This window comes from Flavobacterium bizetiae, from assembly GCF_024271895.1.
Classification (GTDB): Bacteria; Bacteroidota; Bacteroidia; order Flavobacteriales; family Flavobacteriaceae; genus Flavobacterium; species Flavobacterium bizetiae.
In genome coordinates this window covers 4,475,026-4,495,316 of sequence record NZ_CP091861.1, presented here as the reverse complement: position 1 = coordinate 4,495,316, position 20,291 = coordinate 4,475,026, and the positions used below count along the sequence as shown (strand labels likewise).

Genomic DNA, 20,291 nt, shown 5'->3' with positions numbered 1-20,291 from the left:
TTTTTTTGAAAACTCATTTTCATTTACATAAACTCATAATTTCATGTATTCACTTGTAAAATATATTTTGCTGCTTTTTTTAGCATCATTAAGTTTAGTTTCCTGTAATAAAAAGCAAGGAGATAAAATAAAGGTAGGATTTTCTCAAGCCATGACCACAGATGATTGGCGCAAGCAAATGACCAGTTCAATGAAAATTGAAGCATCGTTACGCCCTGAAGTCGATTTAAAAATTAGCGATGCCAATAATAATGTTGCGAGACAAATCGAGGACATCGAAAAATTTATAGCCAATAAAGTAGATGTAATTATTGTCTCGCCAATTCAGTCAAAACCTTTAACAGCCGTTGTCGAAAAATCGATAAAAGCCGGAATTCCCGTTTTGGTAGTCGATCGCAAAATCGATGGCGAAAATTATACCGCTTATCTTGGCGCAGATAATATCGAAATAGGCAGAATTGCCGCCAGATATATTATTTCGCACAGCAAAGCTTCGGGAAAAATCGTTGAAATTACTGGCGCAAACGGTTCATCACCAGCCTATGAACGCAGTCTTGGATTTGATCAGATTATAAAAGGAAACAAACGTTTTAATGTAGTAAGCATCATTCACGGCAACTGGGAAAAAGAATCCGTTAGCGCACCGCTAAAAAGCATCCTTTTGCAAAACACTGATATTGAGTACATTTTTGCCCATAATGATCGCATGGCATTAAGCGCCTGGGAAACAGCAAAAACAGTGGGTCTGGAAAATAAAATAAAGTTTTTGGGAGTCGACGGATTAAATTCTGTCAATGGCGGAATCGAATTGGTAAAAAGCGGCGTTTTAGATGGTACGATTTTATATCCAACAGGAGGAAATGAAGCATTAAAACTGGCTTTAAAAATGTACAATAAAGAGCCCATTTCTAAAAATAACATTCTCAACACCATTGTAATCGATCATAATAACGCTGAAATTATCGAAAACCAAATGGATAAAGTCGATCAGCAGCAAGCAGTTATAGAGTCGCAGCAAGGAGCAATAAAAGTGCAGGAAAGAGAATATGCCTCGCAGAACAATCTGGTGAGGTTATTAAGTTTTTTTCTTGTAATTATTTTAAGCCTTACGATTTACAGTATTTATTCGACAATTTCTATTTCGAAAAAGAAAAAACAACTCGAACGTATTAATCAAACCGTTATAGACCAAAACAATGAAATTCAGGAAATGGCAAAAGTGGCCGAAAAAAGCAACGAAGCCAAGCTGAATTTCTTTACCGGACTTTCACATGAGTTTAAAACTCCCATAACGCTAATCATGAGTTATGTAGAATCCTTAATTGAAAATGAAAAAATTAAAGGAACAGCCCTGATTGATGAAGTAAAACTAATACATAAAAACTCCAACAGATTACTGAGATTAATAAACCAGTTACTGGATTTTAGAAAAATTGAAGAACAAAAATTTACTTTAAGAGCCTCAAATACTAAGATCTACGATTTTACTAATGAAATAATGACCAATTTTAGAGGAGAAGCAATTCGCAGAAACATAGATTTTCAGCTCATTTGTAAAAACAAAAATCTCGAATTGTTCATCGATAAAGGATTGATGGATAAAGTGTATTTTAATTTGCTTTCCAACGCTTTTAAATTCACGCCCGATAACGGAAAAATTACAATTTCGATTATCGAAAATCAAGACAGTACAGTTAAAATTAGCTGCAAAGATTCCGGAATAGGAATTCCTGAAAATGAATTATCTAATGTGTTTAATCCGTTTTTTAAAGCCTCAAACAATAACAAAAACAGTTCAGGAATCGGACTCCATTTGTCTAAAGAATTTGTGCTTTTGCATCACGGAACCATCGAACTAAAATCAAAACAGGGAAGTGAGTTTGTCATTACTTTACTCAAAGGAAACAGTCATTTACAACCTTCTGAAATCGTAAATAAAGCCGAAAACTTAAACATAACGCCCAATTTAATAACAGATAATCTCGACATAGAACCGGATTTGAATGAAGTACATATCATTTCTGATGCAGAAAAACATTCAATTTTGGTTATAGAAGACAATAATGATCTGGTTACTTTTCTAAAAGCTAAATTATCGAATGAATATATTGTTCATACTTCCGACGGAAGCGATGCGATTGAAAAAGCAATGGAAATAGTGCCCGATATCATCATTTGTGACATCAATCTCGTCGATAAAGATGGTTATGAAATTAGCAAAGAATTAAAAAAAGATCTGCGTTCTTCTCATATTCCTATTATTATTCTAACGGCACAAAGTAACAAAGAATCTGTTTTAAAAGGATTGCAAAGCGGAGTAGACCAGTATCTTACCAAGCCATTTAGTCTTTCGATCCTGAAACAATCTATTTCGAGTTTGCTTTTCAACAGAGAAAAACTTCGTTATTATTATACCAATAACATTTATCGTATCGAACCTGAATCAAAATTTGGCAATCAGGAACAAACTTTCATTACAAAAATGAATGATATTATTAAGATGAATGTCGAAAATCCTAAATTCTCTGTCGAAGATCTTGCAGACAAACTAAGCGTTTCAAGAGTGCAATTGTATCGAAAAGTAAAAGCAATTTTAGGCATTAATATTAGCGATCATATCAATAATGTCAAATTAGAGAAAGCCGCAGAGCTTTTAAAATCAAATGAAATGAATATTTCTGAAATTGCTTATTCACTTGGATTTTCTTCTCCCAACTATTTTTCTACCGCTTTTAAAAATAAATTTGGAATTTCGCCTAAAGAATATAAAAATGATAAATATTAATACCAATCAAAAGTTGAGATGTGCCTTTAGGTATTATATGTTGGTAGAAAATTAGTTTCCAAATGTATTGGCGTGCCGTAGGTACGAGACAAAGCGATAACTATTGCGTACCAAAAGAAATTAGTAGATTTTTTTTCAGGAGCTAATCCCGCTATCCGTTCCAATCTTTTGTGCCGAACCCCGGCACAAAAGGATTTCCTCTTCTATCGGGGCTAGGACAATCATTTTCATAACAAGATTTTCGTCTAATTTGTCATTTCGGCGAAGTCTGGGTATTACAAACCTGTTTGCATAATACATTTTAATTGCATCCAGCTTCAGCTGGAGGAGAGAGAATGAATATTAGAGGGGCTTTAGCCAAAAAATGTTCGGCTATCTGGGCTAAATTCATTCTTAGCTTTATTTTATATCTTCAAATAAATTAGAACCAATTCAAAAAATAAAACTTAAATAAAATATAAAATTCTCTTTACTTATAGTTTTTTTAACAACTTACAACCTGATAACCTTTGTTACTTTGCACCTTTTCTCAAAATTCCATGTATCATTTTTATATTAAATGCAACAAAATCGAAACTACAAGGTTTTCGTGAATAAAATTAAATAAGTGTAAAGCGTTGTAAATTAATGATTTGACTATAAAGTATCAAACTATCAATAATTATAGAATTAAATTGTAACATCATTAAAAATAAGTTGTTTTTTTTGCGGATATCTTAGCAACAAGTTTTTAATACATCTACAATGAATAAGATATTGATTTGGTCTATTACTGCTGCACTGGCAGGTTTTCTATTCGGTTTTGATACCGTAGTTATTTCAGGAGCTGATAAACAATTACAGCTGCTCTGGCATTCATCTGATGCTTTTCACGGATCTGTTGTTATGGCAATGGCATTATGGGGAACAGTTATTGGAGCTATTTTTGGAGGAATCCCTACCAATAAAATAGGCCGTAAAAAAACATTATTCTGGATCGGGATTCTGTATTTTATTTCTGCTATTGGTGCTGCCTTTGCAAACGATCCTTATGTTTTTGCAGCTTTCAGGTTTATTGGTGGTTTAGGAGTTGGGGCATCTACCATCGCAGCTCCGGCTTATGTATCTGAAATTGCTCCTGCAGACAAACGCGGACGATTAGTAGCTTTGTATCAGTTTAATATTGTACTGGGAATTCTAATCGCCTTTATTTCAAATTACTTTTTAAAAGACATTGGCGAAAATGCCTGGCGTTGGATGGTTGGAGTTCAGGCTATTCCATCATTTATCTATATATTATTTATATTGACCATTCCGGAAAGTCCAAGATGGTTACTGTCTAAAAACCGTGACGAAGAAGCCCGTAAAGTTCTTTTTAAAATTGATCCAACGGCTGAGCTTAAAGATATCATGGACGATTCGAGAGAAAACGGAGTAACCAAACATGAAAACATTTTCATGAAAAAATACCGTTTCCCGCTAATATTGGCTTTTTTAATTGCATTTTTCAATCAGTTTTCAGGGATCAATGCCTTTTTATATTACGCACCAAGAATTTTTGAAGAAGCAGGTTTAGGACAAAATACCGCTTTACTAAGCAGTATAGGAATCGGAATAACCAATCTTATATTTACTTTAATTGGAGTAGCATTAATTGACAAATTAGGAAGAAAGTTGTTAATGTACATTGGTTCAGTTGGGTATATTATTTCATTAGGATTGGTTTCTGCTTCCTTTTATTACAATTGGGGAGGATTATCAGTACCCACTTTCCTTTTCTTATTTATCGCATCGCATGCCATTGGCCAAGGAGCCGTAATCTGGGTTTTCATTTCAGAAATTTTCCCTAACCACATTCGTGCTTCCGGCCAAGCTTTTGGAAGTTCGGTACACTGGGTTTTAGCCGCAATTATTCCGTCTTTAATCCCGATGCTGTTTTCAGAAATCGGCCCCGAAGTAGTATTCTTAATTTTTGCATTGATGATGGTACTGCAATTACTTTTTGTAATTTTTATAATGCCTGAAACTAAAGGAATCTCTTTAGAAGTATTAAGTGAAAATTTAACCAAAAAAAATATCAAAAAACATGACATCAAAGAAACATCTACCGCTGGCATTATATAGTGCTGTATTATTATCAATAGGAGGTTGTAAACCCTATTCGGCTGCTGCACAAACTACAGCATCGACAGTATCAGTTGCTACAGAAGAAAAAATGTACCGTCCTAATTTTCATTTTACACCCAAAAATGGCTGGATGAATGATCCTAACGGAATGTTCTATGCTGATGGATATTATCATTTGTACTATCAGCATTATCCTGAAAAAAGTGTCTGGGGACCAATGCACTGGGGACATGCTATTAGTAAAGATTTAATTAAATGGGAAGAACAGCCCATTGCACTTTATCCGGACAAAGACAAATACATTTTTTCAGGAAGTGCTGTGGTTGATACACAGAATACATCGGGTTTAGGTACCGGAAAAAAAGCTCCGATTGTAGCGATTTATACATTGCACGATATGACCAAAGAAAAAGGAGATAAGATCGATGTAGAACAGCAGGATATTGCCTATTCGAATGATAATGGTTTTACATGGCAGAAATTTGAGGAAGGAAATCCTGTCGTGAAAAATCCGGGAATTCGTGATTTTCGTGATCCAAAAGTCAATTGGGATGAAACCCATAAACAATGGATTATGGTACTGGCAGCACAGGATCGCGCTCAGTTTTACAGTTCGAAGGATTTAAAAAACTGGAAATATTTATCAGAATTCGGAAAAAATATTGGTGCTCATGGAGGTGTTTGGGAATGTCCTGATTTTTTTCAGATAAAAGTAAAAGGAACTAATGAAACCAAATGGGTTTTAATTCAGAATTTAAATCCGGGCGGAGTCAATGGCGGTTCGGGAACACAATATTTTATTGGCGATTTCGACGGAACAACCTTTACACTTGAATCTAATTTTGCTAAAAAAGTAGAGACAGAAAAAGCAGCCTGGCTGGATTACGGAAAAGATAATTACGCAGGCGTAACCTGGAATAATGTTCCTGCTGCAGATGGGAGACGATTATTTATAGGATGGATGTCGAACTGGGAATACGCGCAGGAAGTGCCAACACAATCCTGGAGAAGTGCCACGACAATTGCACGCGAACTTGAGATCATCAAAAAAGGAAACGATTATATTTTAATTAATAATCCAGTAAAAGAGATCAACAAATACATTGGCAAAACAATCAAAGTAAAAAGCCTAAAAGGAAAAGGAAAACTGGCGATTGCAGAAGCCGGCAAAATTGATTTTACAAAAGCAATTGTCAATTTCAATATCAAAAACCTTAAACAGGATACCTACACTTTTACGCTTGCTAATGCAAATGGAGAAGCAGTGACTTTCGGGATCGATAATACAAATCATTATTTATTTGTGGATCGTTCGAAATCAGGAAAAATCGATTTTTCAGAAAAGTTTGCATCAACAATTACCAAAGCAGCTTTAGACGGAAGTCAGAAAGAAGGTGTTTTTAAAATCATTCTTGACAAAACATCGATTGAAATATTTTACAATAATGGAGAAAAAGTAATTACCGAGATCTTTTTTCCAAACCAGCCCTATACCACACTTTCTGTTTCTTCAAACAATGGAGTTGAGCTGAGCAACGTAGAAATTAACCAATTAAATATAAACTAACCTTAAAAAAACAAAACCACTAACTATGAAAACCAAACTCATTTATTTTCTATTTTTCTTTTTTCCTATGCTGGTGATAACCGCACAGGAAACAGGAATTAAAGGAACGGTAATTTCGTCAGATGACGGAATGCCACTTCCGGGAGCAACTGTGTTGATCTCCGGAACCAATACCAGCACAGTAACAGATTTTGATGGAAATTTCTCTTTCCAGAATGTAGCTCAGGATGCAAAAATTGTCGTTTCTTTTATCGGCTTTGCATCGCAATCGATTGATGTTAAAGGACAAAAAATATTCAATATTATTTTAAAAGTCGATAACAATCAGCTGAATGAAGTTGTTGTAACGGGATATTCTAAACAAAAGAAAACAGATATTACCGGTGCCGTTGCCGTTGTTAACATGAAGGAAGTCATGAAACAACCGGAACCTAACCCAATAAAAGCGCTGCAGGGAAGAGTAGCCGGGGTTAAAGTTTCGTCTGACGGTTCGCCAAGTGGAGGAAACACAAAAGTTGTGATTCGTGGTGTAGGAACTTTAAACAACACAGATCCTCTTTATGTTATTGACGGAATGCCAACAAAATCTGGAATGCACGAACTAAACTCGAACGATATTGAAACAATTCAGGTTTTAAAAGACGCTTCTGCCGCCAGTATTTATGGTTCGCGAGCTTCAAACGGTGTAATTATCATTACCACCAAAAAAGGAAAAGAAGGCAAGATGAGAATCAATTTCAGCACTTATACTTCTCTTTCAGATTATTCAAGAAAGCTTGATGTATTGAATGCCAATCAATTTGGTCAGGCTTTATGGCAGGCGAATATCAACGACGGATTAAATCCAAACAATAATAATTTACGCTATCAGTTCGACTGGTCTGTAAATAATAACAAACCACAATTAAACAAAGTATTGGTTCCTGAATATTTAGATGCCAACCAAACCCTGAAAGCTTCAAATACAGATTGGTACGATGCCATTTCGCAAACCGGAATCGCAAATTCATACGATTTATCAGTTTCTAATGCTTCAGATAAAGGAAGTTATGTTTTTTCTTTGGGATATTATGGAAATGAAGGAGTGGTAAAAACTACTGATTTCCAGAGAATTTCTGCCAGAATGAACGGTTCGTATAAATATTTTGATGGTAAACTGGTTATTGGCGAAAACTTCTCGATGACCCGTACCAATGAAGTTACAGATCCCGGAGTTCTGGATCCTGCGTTACGTGCGCTGCCAATAATCCCGGTACATACTGTAGACGGAAAAGGCTGGGGAGGACCAGTGGGAGGAATGAACGACAGACAAAATCCGGTGCGACTTTTAGAATATAACAAAGACAATAAATACGATTATTTACGTCTTTTCGGGAATATGTATGCTGACTTAGAAGTGATCAAAAATCTGCATATCAAAAGTAGTTTTGGTATCGATTACGGATCTTATAAAAAACGTACACTACAAAGAAGTTACAAGTCAGGTTATTTGCAAAACGATCAGACATCTGTAACAATTGATCAGTCGTTAAGCGACAAATGGACGTGGACAAACACGGCAATTTATAGCCTGAATTTCGGAAAAAGCAATCTGAATTTAATGGCAGGAACAGAAATTTACAAAGATGTTTATGACACCACAACTTTACGTAAAAATGATTTCCTGATCGAAACGCCTGATTATATGTATCCTGATGCAGGAACAGGAGAATCGTTTACCAGCGGAACATCAACAACATATTCATTGCTATCTTTCTTTGGAAAAGTAGATTATGAATTTGATAATCGTTATTTGCTTTCAGGTACTATTCGTCGTGACGGATCGTCTCGTTTTGGAAAAAACAATCAATACGGAACCTTTCCGGCAGTTTCGGCTGGATGGAGAATCAGCAATGAAGATTTCATTAAAAACAATGCACCGGTTGTATCTGATTTAAAATTAAGAGCAGGCTGGGGGCAAACCGGAAATCAGGAAATTAGCAATACCGCGGTGTATAGTCTTTATTTAGCAAGTTACGCAGGCGGAAGTCCAACATGGGCAACTTCGTTTGGTACCGCGTATGATATTGCAGGAAACGGAAACGGTTTACTTCCGTCAGGTTTTATTGCAACCCAATCAGGAAATGATGATTTAAAATGGGAAACCACTACACAAACCAACATAGGTTTAGACTTTGGATTATTCAAACAAAAATTAAGCGGTTCTGTAGATTATTACATCAAAAAAACAGATGATATTTTGGTATTGCCACCTTATTTAGGAGTAATTGGCGAAGGAGGAAATCGCTGGGTAAACGGGGCTTCGATGCAAAACGAAGGATGGGAATTTACTTTAGGTTATCATGGCGAAACTTCATTTGGATTAAAATATGATATCTCAGCAAATGTGTCGACCAACAAAAACAAGATTACAAAATTGCCGGATGAAGTACGCAATAACTATGGTGGAGACGGACTTAACGATAATATCTTAGGACGCCCGATTAATTCTATGTACGGTTATGTTACTGACGGATTGTTTAAAAGTCAGGACGAAGTAGACAACTCGGCCACTCAGGAAGGGAAAGGGCTTGGAAGAATACGTTACAAAGATTTAAACGGAGACGGTGTTATTACAGATAAAGACCGTACCTGGATAGGAAATCCAAACCCGGGATTATTATACGGATTTAATTTAGGCTTAGGATATAAAAATTGGGATTTCACCACTTTCTGGGAAGGAGCAAGTGATGTCGATGTGATTAATAATACCAAATACCAAACAGATTTCTGGAGCGTAGACGACGTAGGTTCTAACAAAGGAACTCGTTTATTAAATGCGTGGTCATTAGACAATCCTAATTCTACAATTCCGGCATTGACAACGGTAGACAGAAATGCAGAATCAAGATTTTCGACTTATTATGTAGAAAACGGAAACTATCTAAAACTTCGAGTTTTGCAATTGGGCTATAGCTTACCAAAAGATTTATTGAAAAAAATGAATTTCGATAGCTTTAGATTCTACATCAGCGGACAAAATTTACTGATCATTGACGCTAAGAATTTTACGGGTGTAGATCCTGAAAACGCGGGATTTGGGTATCCGCAGCCAACCACTTTTACGGCTGGTCTTAATTTTACTTTATAATTAAAGCTTAAATCAAAAAAAATGAAAAAATTACTATATATAACAGGTTTTTTAGTGCTTGGAATGTTGGGTTCCTGTTCTGATTTTCTGGAAAATAATCCTCGCGGAGTACTTTCAGAAGAAGATATTGTTACGCCACAATCGGTTGAAGGATTTATGAATGCTGCCTATGCGCAATTAGGAAACGACCATTATGATTCACCGTATAGTTTATGGCCTTTTGGAAATGTTCGTTCAGATGATGCTTACAAAGGCGGTAGTGGAACAAACGATATTCAGGATTTTCACTTTTTTGAAGTATCCAATAATATCAGACCTGATTTTGCCGAATTAGACAACTTCTGGTACATCAGTTATGTTGGAGTTTCAAGAGCAAACAAAGCCTTAAAAGCGTTGGAAAAAATTTCAGAAGCAGATTATCCGCTGAAAAAAACACGCATGGCCGAAATGCGTTTCTTAAGAGGACATTTTTATTTTATGCTGAAAATTATGTTCAGAAGCGTTCCTTATATCACAGAAGACATTCCGGTAGAAAACTATAAAACCATCTCAAACAAAGTACTTTCAAACGAGGAACTTTGGAACAAAATTGCCGAAGATTTTCAGGCTGCCGCCGATGCTTTACCGGAAACACAGCCGCAAGTAGGACGTGCGACTCAAAAAGCAGCTTACGCGTATTTGGCCAAAACACGTTTGTATCAGGCTTACACGCAGGACGAAACTTATAAAGTTACCGGAATCAATCAGCAGCATATGCAGGAAGTAATTGCCGCAACAGATAAAGTAATTGGGAAAGCAAGTTTAGAACCTGATTTTGCCAATAACTTTTTACCGGGACCTTTTGAAAACGGAGCCGAATCTATTTTCTCCATTCAGTTTTCAGACAATGACGGAACTTTATACGGAAGATTGAATTTTTCAGATGTGCTTTCAACTCCACAAGGTTTAGGATGTTGCGATTTTCATAAACCAAGTCAGAACTTAGTAAATGCGTTTAAAACAGGAACGAATGGTTTGCCGGAATTTGAAACCTATAACGATCAGGATTTTGATTATAAAAATAGAGATGCCAACACGGTAGATCCTAGATTATACCATACTGTTGCAATGCCTGGCTTGCCATACAAATATGATCCTGAATTTTTGTATGTAGAAGCCTGGGTAAGATCTCCCGGAACTTATGGCTATTTTGCCTCATTAAAAGAAAACGTGGCGCCAAGCTGTAGCTGCGTCGTTAATATTGATCCGTTTTACGGAAATTCAAAAAACAGAATACAAATTCGTTATGCCGATGTGATTTTAATGCGTGCCGAAGCCCTGATTGAATTAGGAAGACAATCAGAAGCTTTGCCATTAATCAATCAAATCAGAGAACGTGCCGCGCAAAGTACAGGAAGACTTCCGTATGCAAAAAACTTTAAAATCAATACGTATGTAGACGGAAGCAATTGCAACTGGACACAGGATTTTGCCCGTAAAGCATTGCGTTGGGAGCGTCGTTTAGAATTGGCCATGGAAGGAAACCGTTTCTTTGATTTAGTACGTTGGGGTGTTACAGATGAAGTAATGAATGCATTTTATAGCAAAGAAAAAATAAAACGCACCTATTATCAGGATGCCTTTTTTGATGCTCATAAAGAAGAGTATTGCCCGATTCCGTTAAAGCAAATTAATTTCAGTCAGGGATTGTACAAACAAAATCCAGGTTATTAATCTATTCTAAGACCATCAATATGAGAAAACTTATCAATAAATACTGGGTCAAAATGGCGGCAGTATTAGCAATTGTTTTGGTGATTACAGCCTGCGAAAATAGTTTTGAAAACGGAGGTTTTGATGTCAATTCACCATCTAATGTTACTGCTTTTAAAATAAACGGAGTAGCAGGAACCATCGATCAGGTTACCGGAAAAATCAATGTTACAATGCCTTACGGATCAGATATTACAGCTGTAAAACCTGAAATTGTTTTGGTAGAAGGCGCAACATCAAATCTGGATTTAAATACGCCTGTTAATTTTACAAATCCTGTAAAATTCAGAGTTGTAAATGGCAATTTATATAAAGATTATACCGTAACGGCTGTAGTTTTAAGTCCCATTAAAAGCTTTACTATTAATGGAGTTGCAGCAACTGTAAACGATGTGAGCAAAACCATTACAATGACGTTGCCTGAAAATACCAACCTGAAAGCGCTTCAGCCTGTAATAGAATTAACAGAAGGCGTTTCGATTTCGCCGGTTTCAGGAACTACAATAGATTTTACCAATGCGGTAACTTTTATAATCACTTCAAACGGTAAAAGCGTTACTTATACAGCCAATGTAGGTGTTCCCGTGGCCGGTTTGGTAGTAGCTTTTGTAGGAACAGCAGCAACAAGATCCGCCATTACTAATATGGATGAAGTTACGGCATCAAACTGGTTGTTTGACAATTTCCCGGGCGCAAGATATATTTCGTTCGAAAGCATTTTAAACGGAGCTGATTTAAGTGAAATTAATGTCATCTGGTGGCATTTTGATAGCGCCGCAAACTTACCTTCAGTTGCTTATAATCCGGCGGTAACCACAGCGTTGAAAAATTTCAGATCAAACGGAGGTAATTTACTTTTAACCTCTTTTGCATCACAATATGTTGACGCTTTAGGAATTGTTCCGTCAGGAAAAGGACCTAATAATGTTTTCGGAGATTTCCCTCCAAACGGATTTGTCGATGCAAATTCATGGGGAATGTCGTTTAAAGGACATGAAAGTCATCCAATTTTTCAGGGATTATCCACTTTTGAAACCGGAAAAGCCAATTTGCTGCAAGGCGGAACTTTCAGATTAAATCATACCGCATGGTGGTTTTTACCGGAATGGGGAGGTTATGGAAACGGAGAAGGATGGAGAAACCAAACCGGAGGAACCAACCTGGCAAGTGAAGCTTGGGATGATTCGCTAGACGGAAGAGTTACAATAGCAGAGTTTCCAAACACAGCAACAAATAAAAATGTAATTGTGATTTCGATGGGAGCTTATGATTGGTACAATGAAGCCAATAGCTCAGGAGTACCAAGTCAGTCTAACGAGTTTATTACCAATATTAAACTTTTGACACAAAACAGTATTAATTATCTAGCTAAAAAATAAGCTACTTTCAATTCCAAAAAAAATGAAATACAGCAATATAATAACCATAGTTTGTATCTTCTTTTCGCTTGTCTCTTGCAGTCAGGACGATCATTATATAGGAGGTTCAATTTCCGGAGGCAATAGCGAGATAGCAAGTATTTTTCCTGTTCCGCCTTCGCAATGGATGGGAGCTAATGATCCGTATTACAGCGCGGGTTATACAGGAGATATCATGCCTTTTTTCGACAACGGAAAATTTCATATTTACTTTCTGCACGACGCACAAAATAAACCCGCCGGAAAAGGATTTCATGATATCCATGAATATTTAAGTACAGATTTGGCTCATTTTACTTACGAAGGTCAAACGATACCATTTGGCACAACTGTTGATCCTGATTTTGCCATCGGCACAGGATCAGTTGTAAAAGTGGGTAATATTTATTACTTTTATTATACAGGGCATAACGAAACGCCCGCTTTTATACAGTCAAACGCCAGAGAAAGCGTTTTGTGCGCAACAAGTTCTGATTTAAAAAACTGGAAAAAAGTACCTTCATTTAAAATCACAGCACCAGCAGGATATTATAATTACGATTTTAGAGATCCGCATGTATTTTACAACGACGAACTTAAAAAGTATTCGATGTTGGTAAGTACACAAACAGAACCGGGCCGTAAAGCAGTTTTGCTGCATTTTACAAGTGCTGATCCCGTTTCCGGAAAGTGGGATGTTCAGGCGCCAGCTTACACCACAACACCGCAGGAAAATTACCTGATGATGGAATGTGCGGATATTTTTAAAATGGGAAGTTACTGGTATTTGGTTTTTTCTGAAAATTGGAGTGCTAACAAAGGAACACATTATAAAATGTCGACTTCTATCAACGGACCGTGGACAACGCCGGAAATTGACAGGATCGATGGGGAATATTTTTATGCCGGAAAAACAGCTTCTGACGGAAATAAAAGATATGTTTTTGGATGGAATGCCAGAAAAACACCTGAAAATGATTTAGGAAATAAAGACTGGGCAGGAAATATGGTAATTCATGAGCTGACACAAAACGCTGATGGAACCTTAGGAACTCAGTCGCCGCAAAAGGTTAAGGATTTATTTTCTAAAAAAATCACACCTGAAATTGATGCAACTTCAGGAGATGTTACGACAACATCAGGAAACTATACCTTGTCAGGGGCAACAAATAAAGCTTTAGTAACGTTTAAAACTATAGGTAAAAAAGCAAAGATAAAAGCTGAGGTCACTTTATCAGGTACAAATGGCACTTCGGGATTTGTTTTTCATATCAATGAAAGCGGGGCCTATTACAAGATTGTTTTGGATATTGCAAAAGGTAAAATTTCAGGATATAATTCAGCATCGCAGGAAGTGACCGCAATACCATTTAAGCTGCAAACCAATACTAAATACGAAGTTGAAATAATTGCAGAAGGAAGCGTAGTGGTAATGTACATCAACGGAAAAGTGGCTTTAACAAACAGAATCTACGGAAGAGACAAAAATAAATGGGGGTTAATTGCTGAAGGACAAAATAGTAGTATTTCGAATCTTCAGATTACACAACCGGAATAACATTAATATAAAATAGTTTTAGAATGAATAACGGAAAAAACCTTAAAGCTGTAGCCTACGGAGAAGTACTTTGGGATGTTTTTGATAACGAAAAAAAGATTGGCGGAGCGCCTCTTAATGTAGCTTTACGTATGAAAACATTAGGGTGCGATGTCGCCATGATTAGCTGCGTAGGAAATGATACTGATGGAGAAGCAATTATCAGTCAGGTTAAAAGTCTCGGACTTGAAACCGATGCGATTATGCAGTCTCAAAATTTCCCAACCGGACTGGTGAATGTAACATTAAACGAGCGTGGTTCTGCAACTTACGAAATCAATTATCCATCAGCCTGGGATAAAATTGTATTAAACGATTTTGCTAAAAAAATAGTTGCCGATGCTGATGTTTTAATTTACGGAAGTTTGGTTTGCAGAGACGAAATATCAAGAAAATCCCTTGAAGAACTGTTACAGACAAAAGTATATAAGGTTTTTGATGTGAATTTAAGAAAGCCACATTACTCGTATGAAATTTTAGAACAATTAATGCATTCTGCCGATTTTATAAAATTTAACGATGAAGAACTACTGGAAATTGCCGAAGCTATGCATTCACCTTTTACCGGTTTAGAAGAGAACATGCACTTTATGGCAGAAAAAACAAATGTTACCGCAATGTGTGTCACCAAAGGTAAACACGGCGCATTATTAATGTGGGAAGGTAAACTGTATGAAAATGGAGGTTATCCTGTTGAAGTAGCCGATACAGTAGGAGCAGGCGACTCCTTTTTGGCCGCATTAACCACTTCATTACTTACCGGAAAAGAACCGCAGACAGCCATAGATTTTGCCTGTGCAATTGGAGCTTTGGTAGCAGAAGCACCTGGCGCTAATCCTGAAATTTCGAATTCTAAAATTGAAAATTTAATGACTAAAGTTTCATGATTTTTTAGTCTTTTAATTGTTTTTGAAGAACATTAAAAATAAAAACCACTCCTTATTGGAGTGGTTTTTTGCTTAAAAATGCTTTATACTATTTCGGTTAGTTTTTCTGCTTCTACGACACTTTTTTGCGACATAGTTTCTTTATGTTTTCCTCCCCATTTACTAAGTTGTTCCCAAATAGGTACTAATTTTTGACTGATTTCAGTAAGTTCATATTCTACTCTCGGTGGTACTTCGGCATAAACAGTTCTTTTTACCATTCCGTCGCGTTCCAGTTCGCGTAATTGCAAGGTCAGCATACGCTCTGTAATGTTGCAAATTTGGTCTCTTAATTCTCCAAATCTAAGTTTTCCATTTTCAAGTTTGCAAAGTATTAGTAGTTTCCAGCGACCACCAATAAGGCAAACAGCATAGGTAAGATCACAGGTTGCAAAATAATTTCTATTTTCTGAATTGGTAGATGTCTCTTTTCTTTTTGCCATTACTTACTTTTTTGTTAGTACCACACAATGGGATGTGTATAGTGCAAAAATAAAGCACTCACGGTAATTTTACAATTCTAATTCAAAATTTTTAAAATATGTTTAAATACTCGTCGTTACTGATTAGGGCAATAGCACTCACCAAAATACCCAGTCAGGGACAAACCATCAAAAATGCCATTTATTCATCACTAAATTCAGATAGTAATGAAGCTAAATAAACAAATTGCATACGTGGGATGTCTCGGAATGATTGGGATCATCACAACAGAATTTGGCATCATTGGTATTTTACCCCAAATTGCTTTATATTATAAAATTACGATAGACAAAGCAGCTTATCTTTTAAGTGCATTTGCATTGGTTATTGCATGTACAGGTCCATTTATTACTTTGTTGCTTTCTTCAGGTTTCGATCGAAAAAAAATAATGCTTACCACTATTTTTATCTTTTTGTTTTCGACTGTTGTTTCGGCATTTTCTCCGCCTTTTTGGCTTTTAATGATTGTTCGAATGTTGCCGGCATTTTTACAGCCCGTTTACATAGCAACCGCAATTTCGGCAGCCGTAGCTTCAGGAAAAAAGAGTGAGGAAAATCAATTAATGGGGATTGTTCTTGGCGGAATTGCATTGGCAATGGTTACAACCGTACCTTTTGCAACCTATTTATCCAGTCTTTTTAGCTGGCAGTCTTCATTTTATGTTCAGACAATAGTAAGTGCTGTGGCCTTAATTGCTATTTTTAAAATAATGCCATCCGGAGATGTACCCGAAAAAAAATCATACGGAAGTCAGATTAAGATTTTAAAAGATAGTTCCTTTATTTTAAGTACAGCGATGAACTTTTTTATGATTGCATCCTGGTTTTCTACCTACAGTTATTTTGCTGATTATTTAGGACGGACAAGAAAGTTAGACATGGCAACGGTTAGTTATATGCTACTTTTATTTGGCGTTGTAGGAGTTTTTTCTAATTGGCTTTCCGGGAAAATGCTAACGAAAAGTATCACCAAAACAGTGGCTTTTTTCCTCTCAGGAACCGTGATTATTCCTTTAATATTAATGTATTCAGGAGATAATATCTGGACTACTATAATCGTAATCATAATTTGGGGATTTTTTTATGCACCTTGTTTTTTAAACGCTTCAGCGTATATGATTTCAGCAGCACCAAAATCATTAGAATTTGCGAATAGTCTGGCTACTTCTTTTGGTAATTTGGGCGTATTTCTAGGTACAGCTGCCGGAGGTTGGATAATTTCTCACAGTACAATTAATAATATTCCGTGGGCAGGAATGTTTTTTGGAATTTTAGCATTAATAATGGTTGCCTGGAGAAGTATTTTAGAAAAGAGTAAAAGGAAATTGATGATAATTGATCTTTAAAACACTAAATAAAAAAGTCTTCAGGTAAATTTCATGAAGGCTTTTTTTAGTATTAATAGCAGCATAAAACGATTATAAAAATCAGAAGTTTTAAAAAGCCTTAATTAAAAATCAATCATTCAAAATAAGTAAGAAAAATTATCGTTTTGTATTTTTATTTAACGCATTTTCGTGATTATTATCATTCAATGATTATTGTCATGTTTTCTCTTTTTTATGGACTAAAAATGCATTTATTTGTTAACTTTTTGATGTTTATAAATTTTTAATGTATTTATAATCAATTGTATAAGTCCGATTTTTTGTAAACTTTTTTTCTTTGATTTTTTTTAGAGTTTATTTGGTTCTAATTTTACCACTTACAAAAAATGTCAAAAATAGCATAATCATGGATGAAATCACAGCTACAAAAAACAACACTACTATTTATAGTCAGGACGAAGCAATTCAGGCTTCTTTAGAATATTTTAAAGGAGATAGTCTGGCCGCAACAGTTTGGGTAAGCAAGTATGCTCTTAAAGATTCTCAAGGTAATATTTTTGAAAAATCCCCCAATGATATGCACCATCGTATCGCGTCAGAAATAGCGCGAATCGAAAGCCGTTATGCAAATCCGATGAGCGAAAAAGAAGTTTTTGACCTGATCAAAGATTTTAAATATCTCGTACCTCAGGGAAGCCCTATGACAGGAATCGGAAATCCGTTTCAGGTCGCATCATTATCCAATTGTTTTGTGATTGGTAATGATAATTCAGATTCCTATGGCGGAATCATGAAAACAGATCAGGAACAAGTACAGCTTATGAAACGCAGAGGTGGAGTAGGGCACGATTTGTCTCACGTACGTCCAAAAGGTTCTCCTGTTAAAAATTCAGCATTGACTTCTACAGGATTAGTTCCTTTTATGGAGCGTTATTCAAATTCGACCCGTGAAGTCGCTCAGGATGGCCGTCGTGGCGCTTTGATGCTTTCTGTTTCTGTAAATCACCCCGATGCCGCTGATTTTATTGATGCTAAAATGGAACAGGGAAAAGTTACCGGAGCCAATGTTTCTGTACGAATAGACGATTTGTTTATGAATGCCGTAAAAGCAGATGCTTTATACGAACAGAAATATCCAATTTTTAGCGATAAACCTTTATATTCTAAAGTCATAAAAGCAAAAGAACTTTGGGATAAAATCATTCACAATGCATGGAAATCAGCAGAACCGGGAATTTTATTCTGGGATACCATTATCAACGAATCTTTGCCGGATTGTTATGCTGATCTGGGCTACAAAACCTTATCGACAAACCCTTGTGGCGAAATCCCGCTTTGTGCCTATGATTCCTGCCGTTTGTTAGCCATAAACCTGTTATCTTATGTAAATAATCCTTTTACAGAAAATGCTTCTTTTGATTTTGAACTATTCAAAAAACATGTTGCTGCTGCTCAAAGAATTATGGATGATATCATTGATCTTGAATTAGAGAAAATTGATGCGATTTTAGAAAAAATCAGTCAGGATCCGGAAAGCGATGAAGTAAAATTGGTCGAAAAAAATCTTTGGTTAAACATCAAACATAAAGCCAATGAAGGACGTCGTACCGGAATTGGAATCACTGCCGAAGGCGATATGCTGGCCGCACTAGGATTGCGTTACGGAAGCAAAGAAGGCGTTTTATTTGCCGAAAAAATACACCAAACGCTTGCCATAGAATCCTACCGCGGATCTGTAAATCTGGCCAAAGAACGCGGAATGTTTGCTATTTATGACGCTAAAAGAGAAAAAAACAACCCGTTTTTACTTCGATTAAAAAAAGCCGATAATGAATTGTATCAGGAAATGCAAAAATACGGACGTCGTAATATTGCATTATTAACCATCGCACCAACCGGAACTACAAGTTTAATGACCCAAACAACATCAGGTATTGAGCCAGTTTTTCTTCCGGTTTACAAACGCCGCAGAAAAGTAAATCCAAATGATAAAGATGCAAGAGTTGATTTTGTTGATGAATTAGGTGATAGTTGGGAAGAATACGTTGTATTTCATCACCGATTTAAAGAATGGATGATGATCAACGGATACGATACTTCTAAAAACTACAGTCAGGAAGAAATTGATCTGTTGGTAGAAAAATCGCCTTATTACAAAGCGACCAGTAATGATATCGATTGGTTAAATAAAGTCAAAATGCAGGGAAAAATCCAGAAATGGGTAGATCACTCTATTTCCGTAACCATTAATGTACCCAATGAAACACCGGAAGAAATGGTGAATAAATTGTACATGGAAGCCTGGGAAGCCGGCTGTAAAGGCGTTACCGTATATCGTGATGGTTCGCGTTCAGGGGTTTTAATTTCGAATACAGAAAAAAAGGAAGAAGTTGCAGAAACTCTGTCAAGTACTTTTACAACCAAACGTCCACAGGTTTTAGAAGCTGATGTCGTTCGTTTTCAGAACAGTAAAGACAAATGGATTGCTTTTATAGGATTGTTAGATGGTAAACCGTATGAAATTTTTACCGGTTTAGTAGACGATGAAGATGGTATTTTGATTCCGCGTTGGGTATCTGAAGGCTTGATTATCAAGAATAAAAATGAAGACGGAAATACCCGTTATGACTTTCAATACAAAAATACAAGAGGGTATAAAACCACCATCGAAGGACTTTCGCATAAATTCAATCCCGAATATTGGAATTACGCCAAACTAATTTCAAGTACCCTAAGACACGGAATGCCAATTGATAAAGTGGTAGATTTAATTAGCAGTCTGCAACTGGATAGCGAATCTATAAATACCTGGAAAAATGGTGTAACGCGTGCCCTGAAACGCTACATTGTAGACGGAACCGAAGTACGCGGACAAAAATGCAGCAATTGCAACTCAGAGAACCTTATTTATCAGGAAGGCTGCCTTACTTGTAGTGATTGCGGTTCATCTAAGTGTGGTTAGGATTTAACCACCAAGTTTTTTTACTGTAAAGTTTTGCCGCAAAGGCGCTAAGGCACAAAGTTTTTTTTACTGCAAGGTTTTGCCACAAAGGCACCAAGTTTGTGTTTCACGCAGACTTAAGAGATTAAAGGATTAAAAATCTTTTTAATCCTTTATCCCGATAGCTATCGGGAGTGGCTATAAATTAAAAAGCGCAAAAGAAAAACTTGGTGCCTTTGTGTCTTCGTGGCATTTTTCTTTTTAGTTAAAGCCAATTGA

At 36.3% G+C, this 20,291-nt stretch carries 12 protein-coding genes; 11 read left to right on the top strand and 1 reads right to left on the bottom strand.

Annotation, left to right across the window (positions count from 1 at the left end; translation table 11 throughout):
• The first annotated feature begins 43 nt into the window (after positions 1–43).
• From L0669_RS18830 to L0669_RS18795, 8 genes are all read left to right on the top strand, one after another.
• Positions 44–2,785: a substrate-binding domain-containing protein gene (locus tag L0669_RS18830; RefSeq protein WP_263759370.1), complete on the top strand. Its 2,742-nt coding sequence runs from the start codon at positions 44–46 to the stop codon at positions 2,783–2,785.
• A 744-nt stretch (positions 2,786–3,529) separates the two neighbouring features.
• A complete protein-coding gene (locus L0669_RS18825; RefSeq protein ID WP_263759369.1) occupies positions 3,530–4,888 on the top strand; it encodes a sugar porter family MFS transporter in 1,359 nt (452 codons plus the stop codon).
• A complete protein-coding gene (locus L0669_RS18820) occupies positions 4,851–6,458 on the top strand; it encodes a glycoside hydrolase family 32 protein (RefSeq protein WP_263759367.1) in 1,608 nt (535 codons plus the stop codon). Before L0669_RS18825 ends, L0669_RS18820 begins: the two co-directional genes overlap by 38 nt.
• A 25-nt stretch (positions 6,459–6,483) precedes the next feature.
• On the top strand, positions 6,484–9,588 hold the full coding sequence (locus L0669_RS18815; RefSeq protein ID WP_263759366.1) for a SusC/RagA family TonB-linked outer membrane protein: 3,105 nt from the start codon (positions 6,484–6,486) through the stop codon (positions 9,586–9,588).
• Between the two features lie 21 nt (positions 9,589–9,609).
• Positions 9,610–11,301 carry a RagB/SusD family nutrient uptake outer membrane protein gene (locus tag L0669_RS18810; RefSeq protein WP_263759364.1) on the top strand — a complete coding sequence of 564 codons (1,692 nt, stop codon included), beginning with the start codon at positions 9,610–9,612 and terminating at the stop codon, positions 11,299–11,301.
• Between the two features lie 20 nt (positions 11,302–11,321).
• Positions 11,322–12,719 carry a DUF4960 domain-containing protein gene (locus L0669_RS18805; RefSeq protein ID WP_263759362.1) on the top strand — a complete coding sequence of 466 codons (1,398 nt, stop codon included), beginning with the start codon at positions 11,322–11,324 and terminating at the stop codon, positions 12,717–12,719.
• 22 nt (positions 12,720–12,741) lie between these two features.
• On the top strand, positions 12,742–14,295 hold the full coding sequence (locus L0669_RS18800) for a glycoside hydrolase family 32 protein (protein WP_263759360.1): 1,554 nt from the start codon (positions 12,742–12,744) through the stop codon (positions 14,293–14,295).
• A 23-nt stretch (positions 14,296–14,318) separates the two neighbouring features.
• A complete protein-coding gene (locus L0669_RS18795) occupies positions 14,319–15,221 on the top strand; it encodes a carbohydrate kinase family protein (protein ID WP_263759359.1) in 903 nt (300 codons plus the stop codon).
• Between the two features lie 83 nt (positions 15,222–15,304).
• Here the strand turns inward: L0669_RS18795 and L0669_RS18790 are convergent, their stop codons facing one another.
• The gene (locus L0669_RS18790) at positions 15,305–15,703 is read right to left on the bottom strand and encodes a winged helix-turn-helix transcriptional regulator (protein WP_263759358.1); all 399 of its coding nucleotides are present in this window, start codon (positions 15,701–15,703) and stop codon (positions 15,305–15,307) included.
• A 98-nt stretch (positions 15,704–15,801) separates the two neighbouring features.
• Between L0669_RS18790 and L0669_RS23690 the strand changes: the two genes are divergently transcribed.
• The 3 genes from L0669_RS23690 to L0669_RS18780 all read left to right on the top strand — a co-directional run bounded on the left by L0669_RS23690 (position 15,802) and on the right by L0669_RS18780 (position 20,033).
• Positions 15,802–15,924: a hypothetical protein gene (locus L0669_RS23690; protein ID WP_302773270.1), complete on the top strand. Its 123-nt coding sequence runs from the start codon at positions 15,802–15,804 to the stop codon at positions 15,922–15,924.
• The gene (locus L0669_RS18785) at positions 15,911–17,089 is read left to right on the top strand and encodes an MFS transporter (protein ID WP_263759357.1); all 1,179 of its coding nucleotides are present in this window, start codon (positions 15,911–15,913) and stop codon (positions 17,087–17,089) included. Before L0669_RS23690 ends, L0669_RS18785 begins: the two co-directional genes overlap by 14 nt.
• A 388-nt stretch (positions 17,090–17,477) precedes the next feature.
• Complete coding sequence (locus L0669_RS18780; protein ID WP_263759356.1) at positions 17,478–20,033, top strand: adenosylcobalamin-dependent ribonucleoside-diphosphate reductase; 2,556 nt, start codon at positions 17,478–17,480, stop codon at positions 20,031–20,033.
• The last annotated feature ends 258 nt before the right edge of the window (positions 20,034–20,291 follow it).

Coding starts and splice junctions, on each gene's coding strand:
- L0669_RS18830 (WP_263759370.1), top strand. CDS start 44: ATGTATTCACTTGTAAAATATATTTTGCTGCTTTTTTTAGCATCATTA.
- L0669_RS18825 (WP_263759369.1), top strand. CDS start 3,530: ATGAATAAGATATTGATTTGGTCTATTACTGCTGCACTGGCAGGTTTT.
- L0669_RS18820 (WP_263759367.1), top strand. CDS start 4,851: ATGACATCAAAGAAACATCTACCGCTGGCATTATATAGTGCTGTATTA.
- L0669_RS18815 (WP_263759366.1), top strand. CDS start 6,484: ATGAAAACCAAACTCATTTATTTTCTATTTTTCTTTTTTCCTATGCTG.
- L0669_RS18810 (WP_263759364.1), top strand. CDS start 9,610: ATGAAAAAATTACTATATATAACAGGTTTTTTAGTGCTTGGAATGTTG.
- L0669_RS18805 (WP_263759362.1), top strand. CDS start 11,322: ATGAGAAAACTTATCAATAAATACTGGGTCAAAATGGCGGCAGTATTA.
- L0669_RS18800 (WP_263759360.1), top strand. CDS start 12,742: ATGAAATACAGCAATATAATAACCATAGTTTGTATCTTCTTTTCGCTT.
- L0669_RS18795 (WP_263759359.1), top strand. CDS start 14,319: ATGAATAACGGAAAAAACCTTAAAGCTGTAGCCTACGGAGAAGTACTT.
- L0669_RS18790 (WP_263759358.1), bottom strand. CDS start 15,703: ATGGCAAAAAGAAAAGAGACATCTACCAATTCAGAAAATAGAAATTAT.
- L0669_RS23690 (WP_302773270.1), top strand. CDS start 15,802: ATGTTTAAATACTCGTCGTTACTGATTAGGGCAATAGCACTCACCAAA.
- L0669_RS18785 (WP_263759357.1), top strand. CDS start 15,911: ATGAAGCTAAATAAACAAATTGCATACGTGGGATGTCTCGGAATGATT.
- L0669_RS18780 (WP_263759356.1), top strand. CDS start 17,478: ATGGATGAAATCACAGCTACAAAAAACAACACTACTATTTATAGTCAG.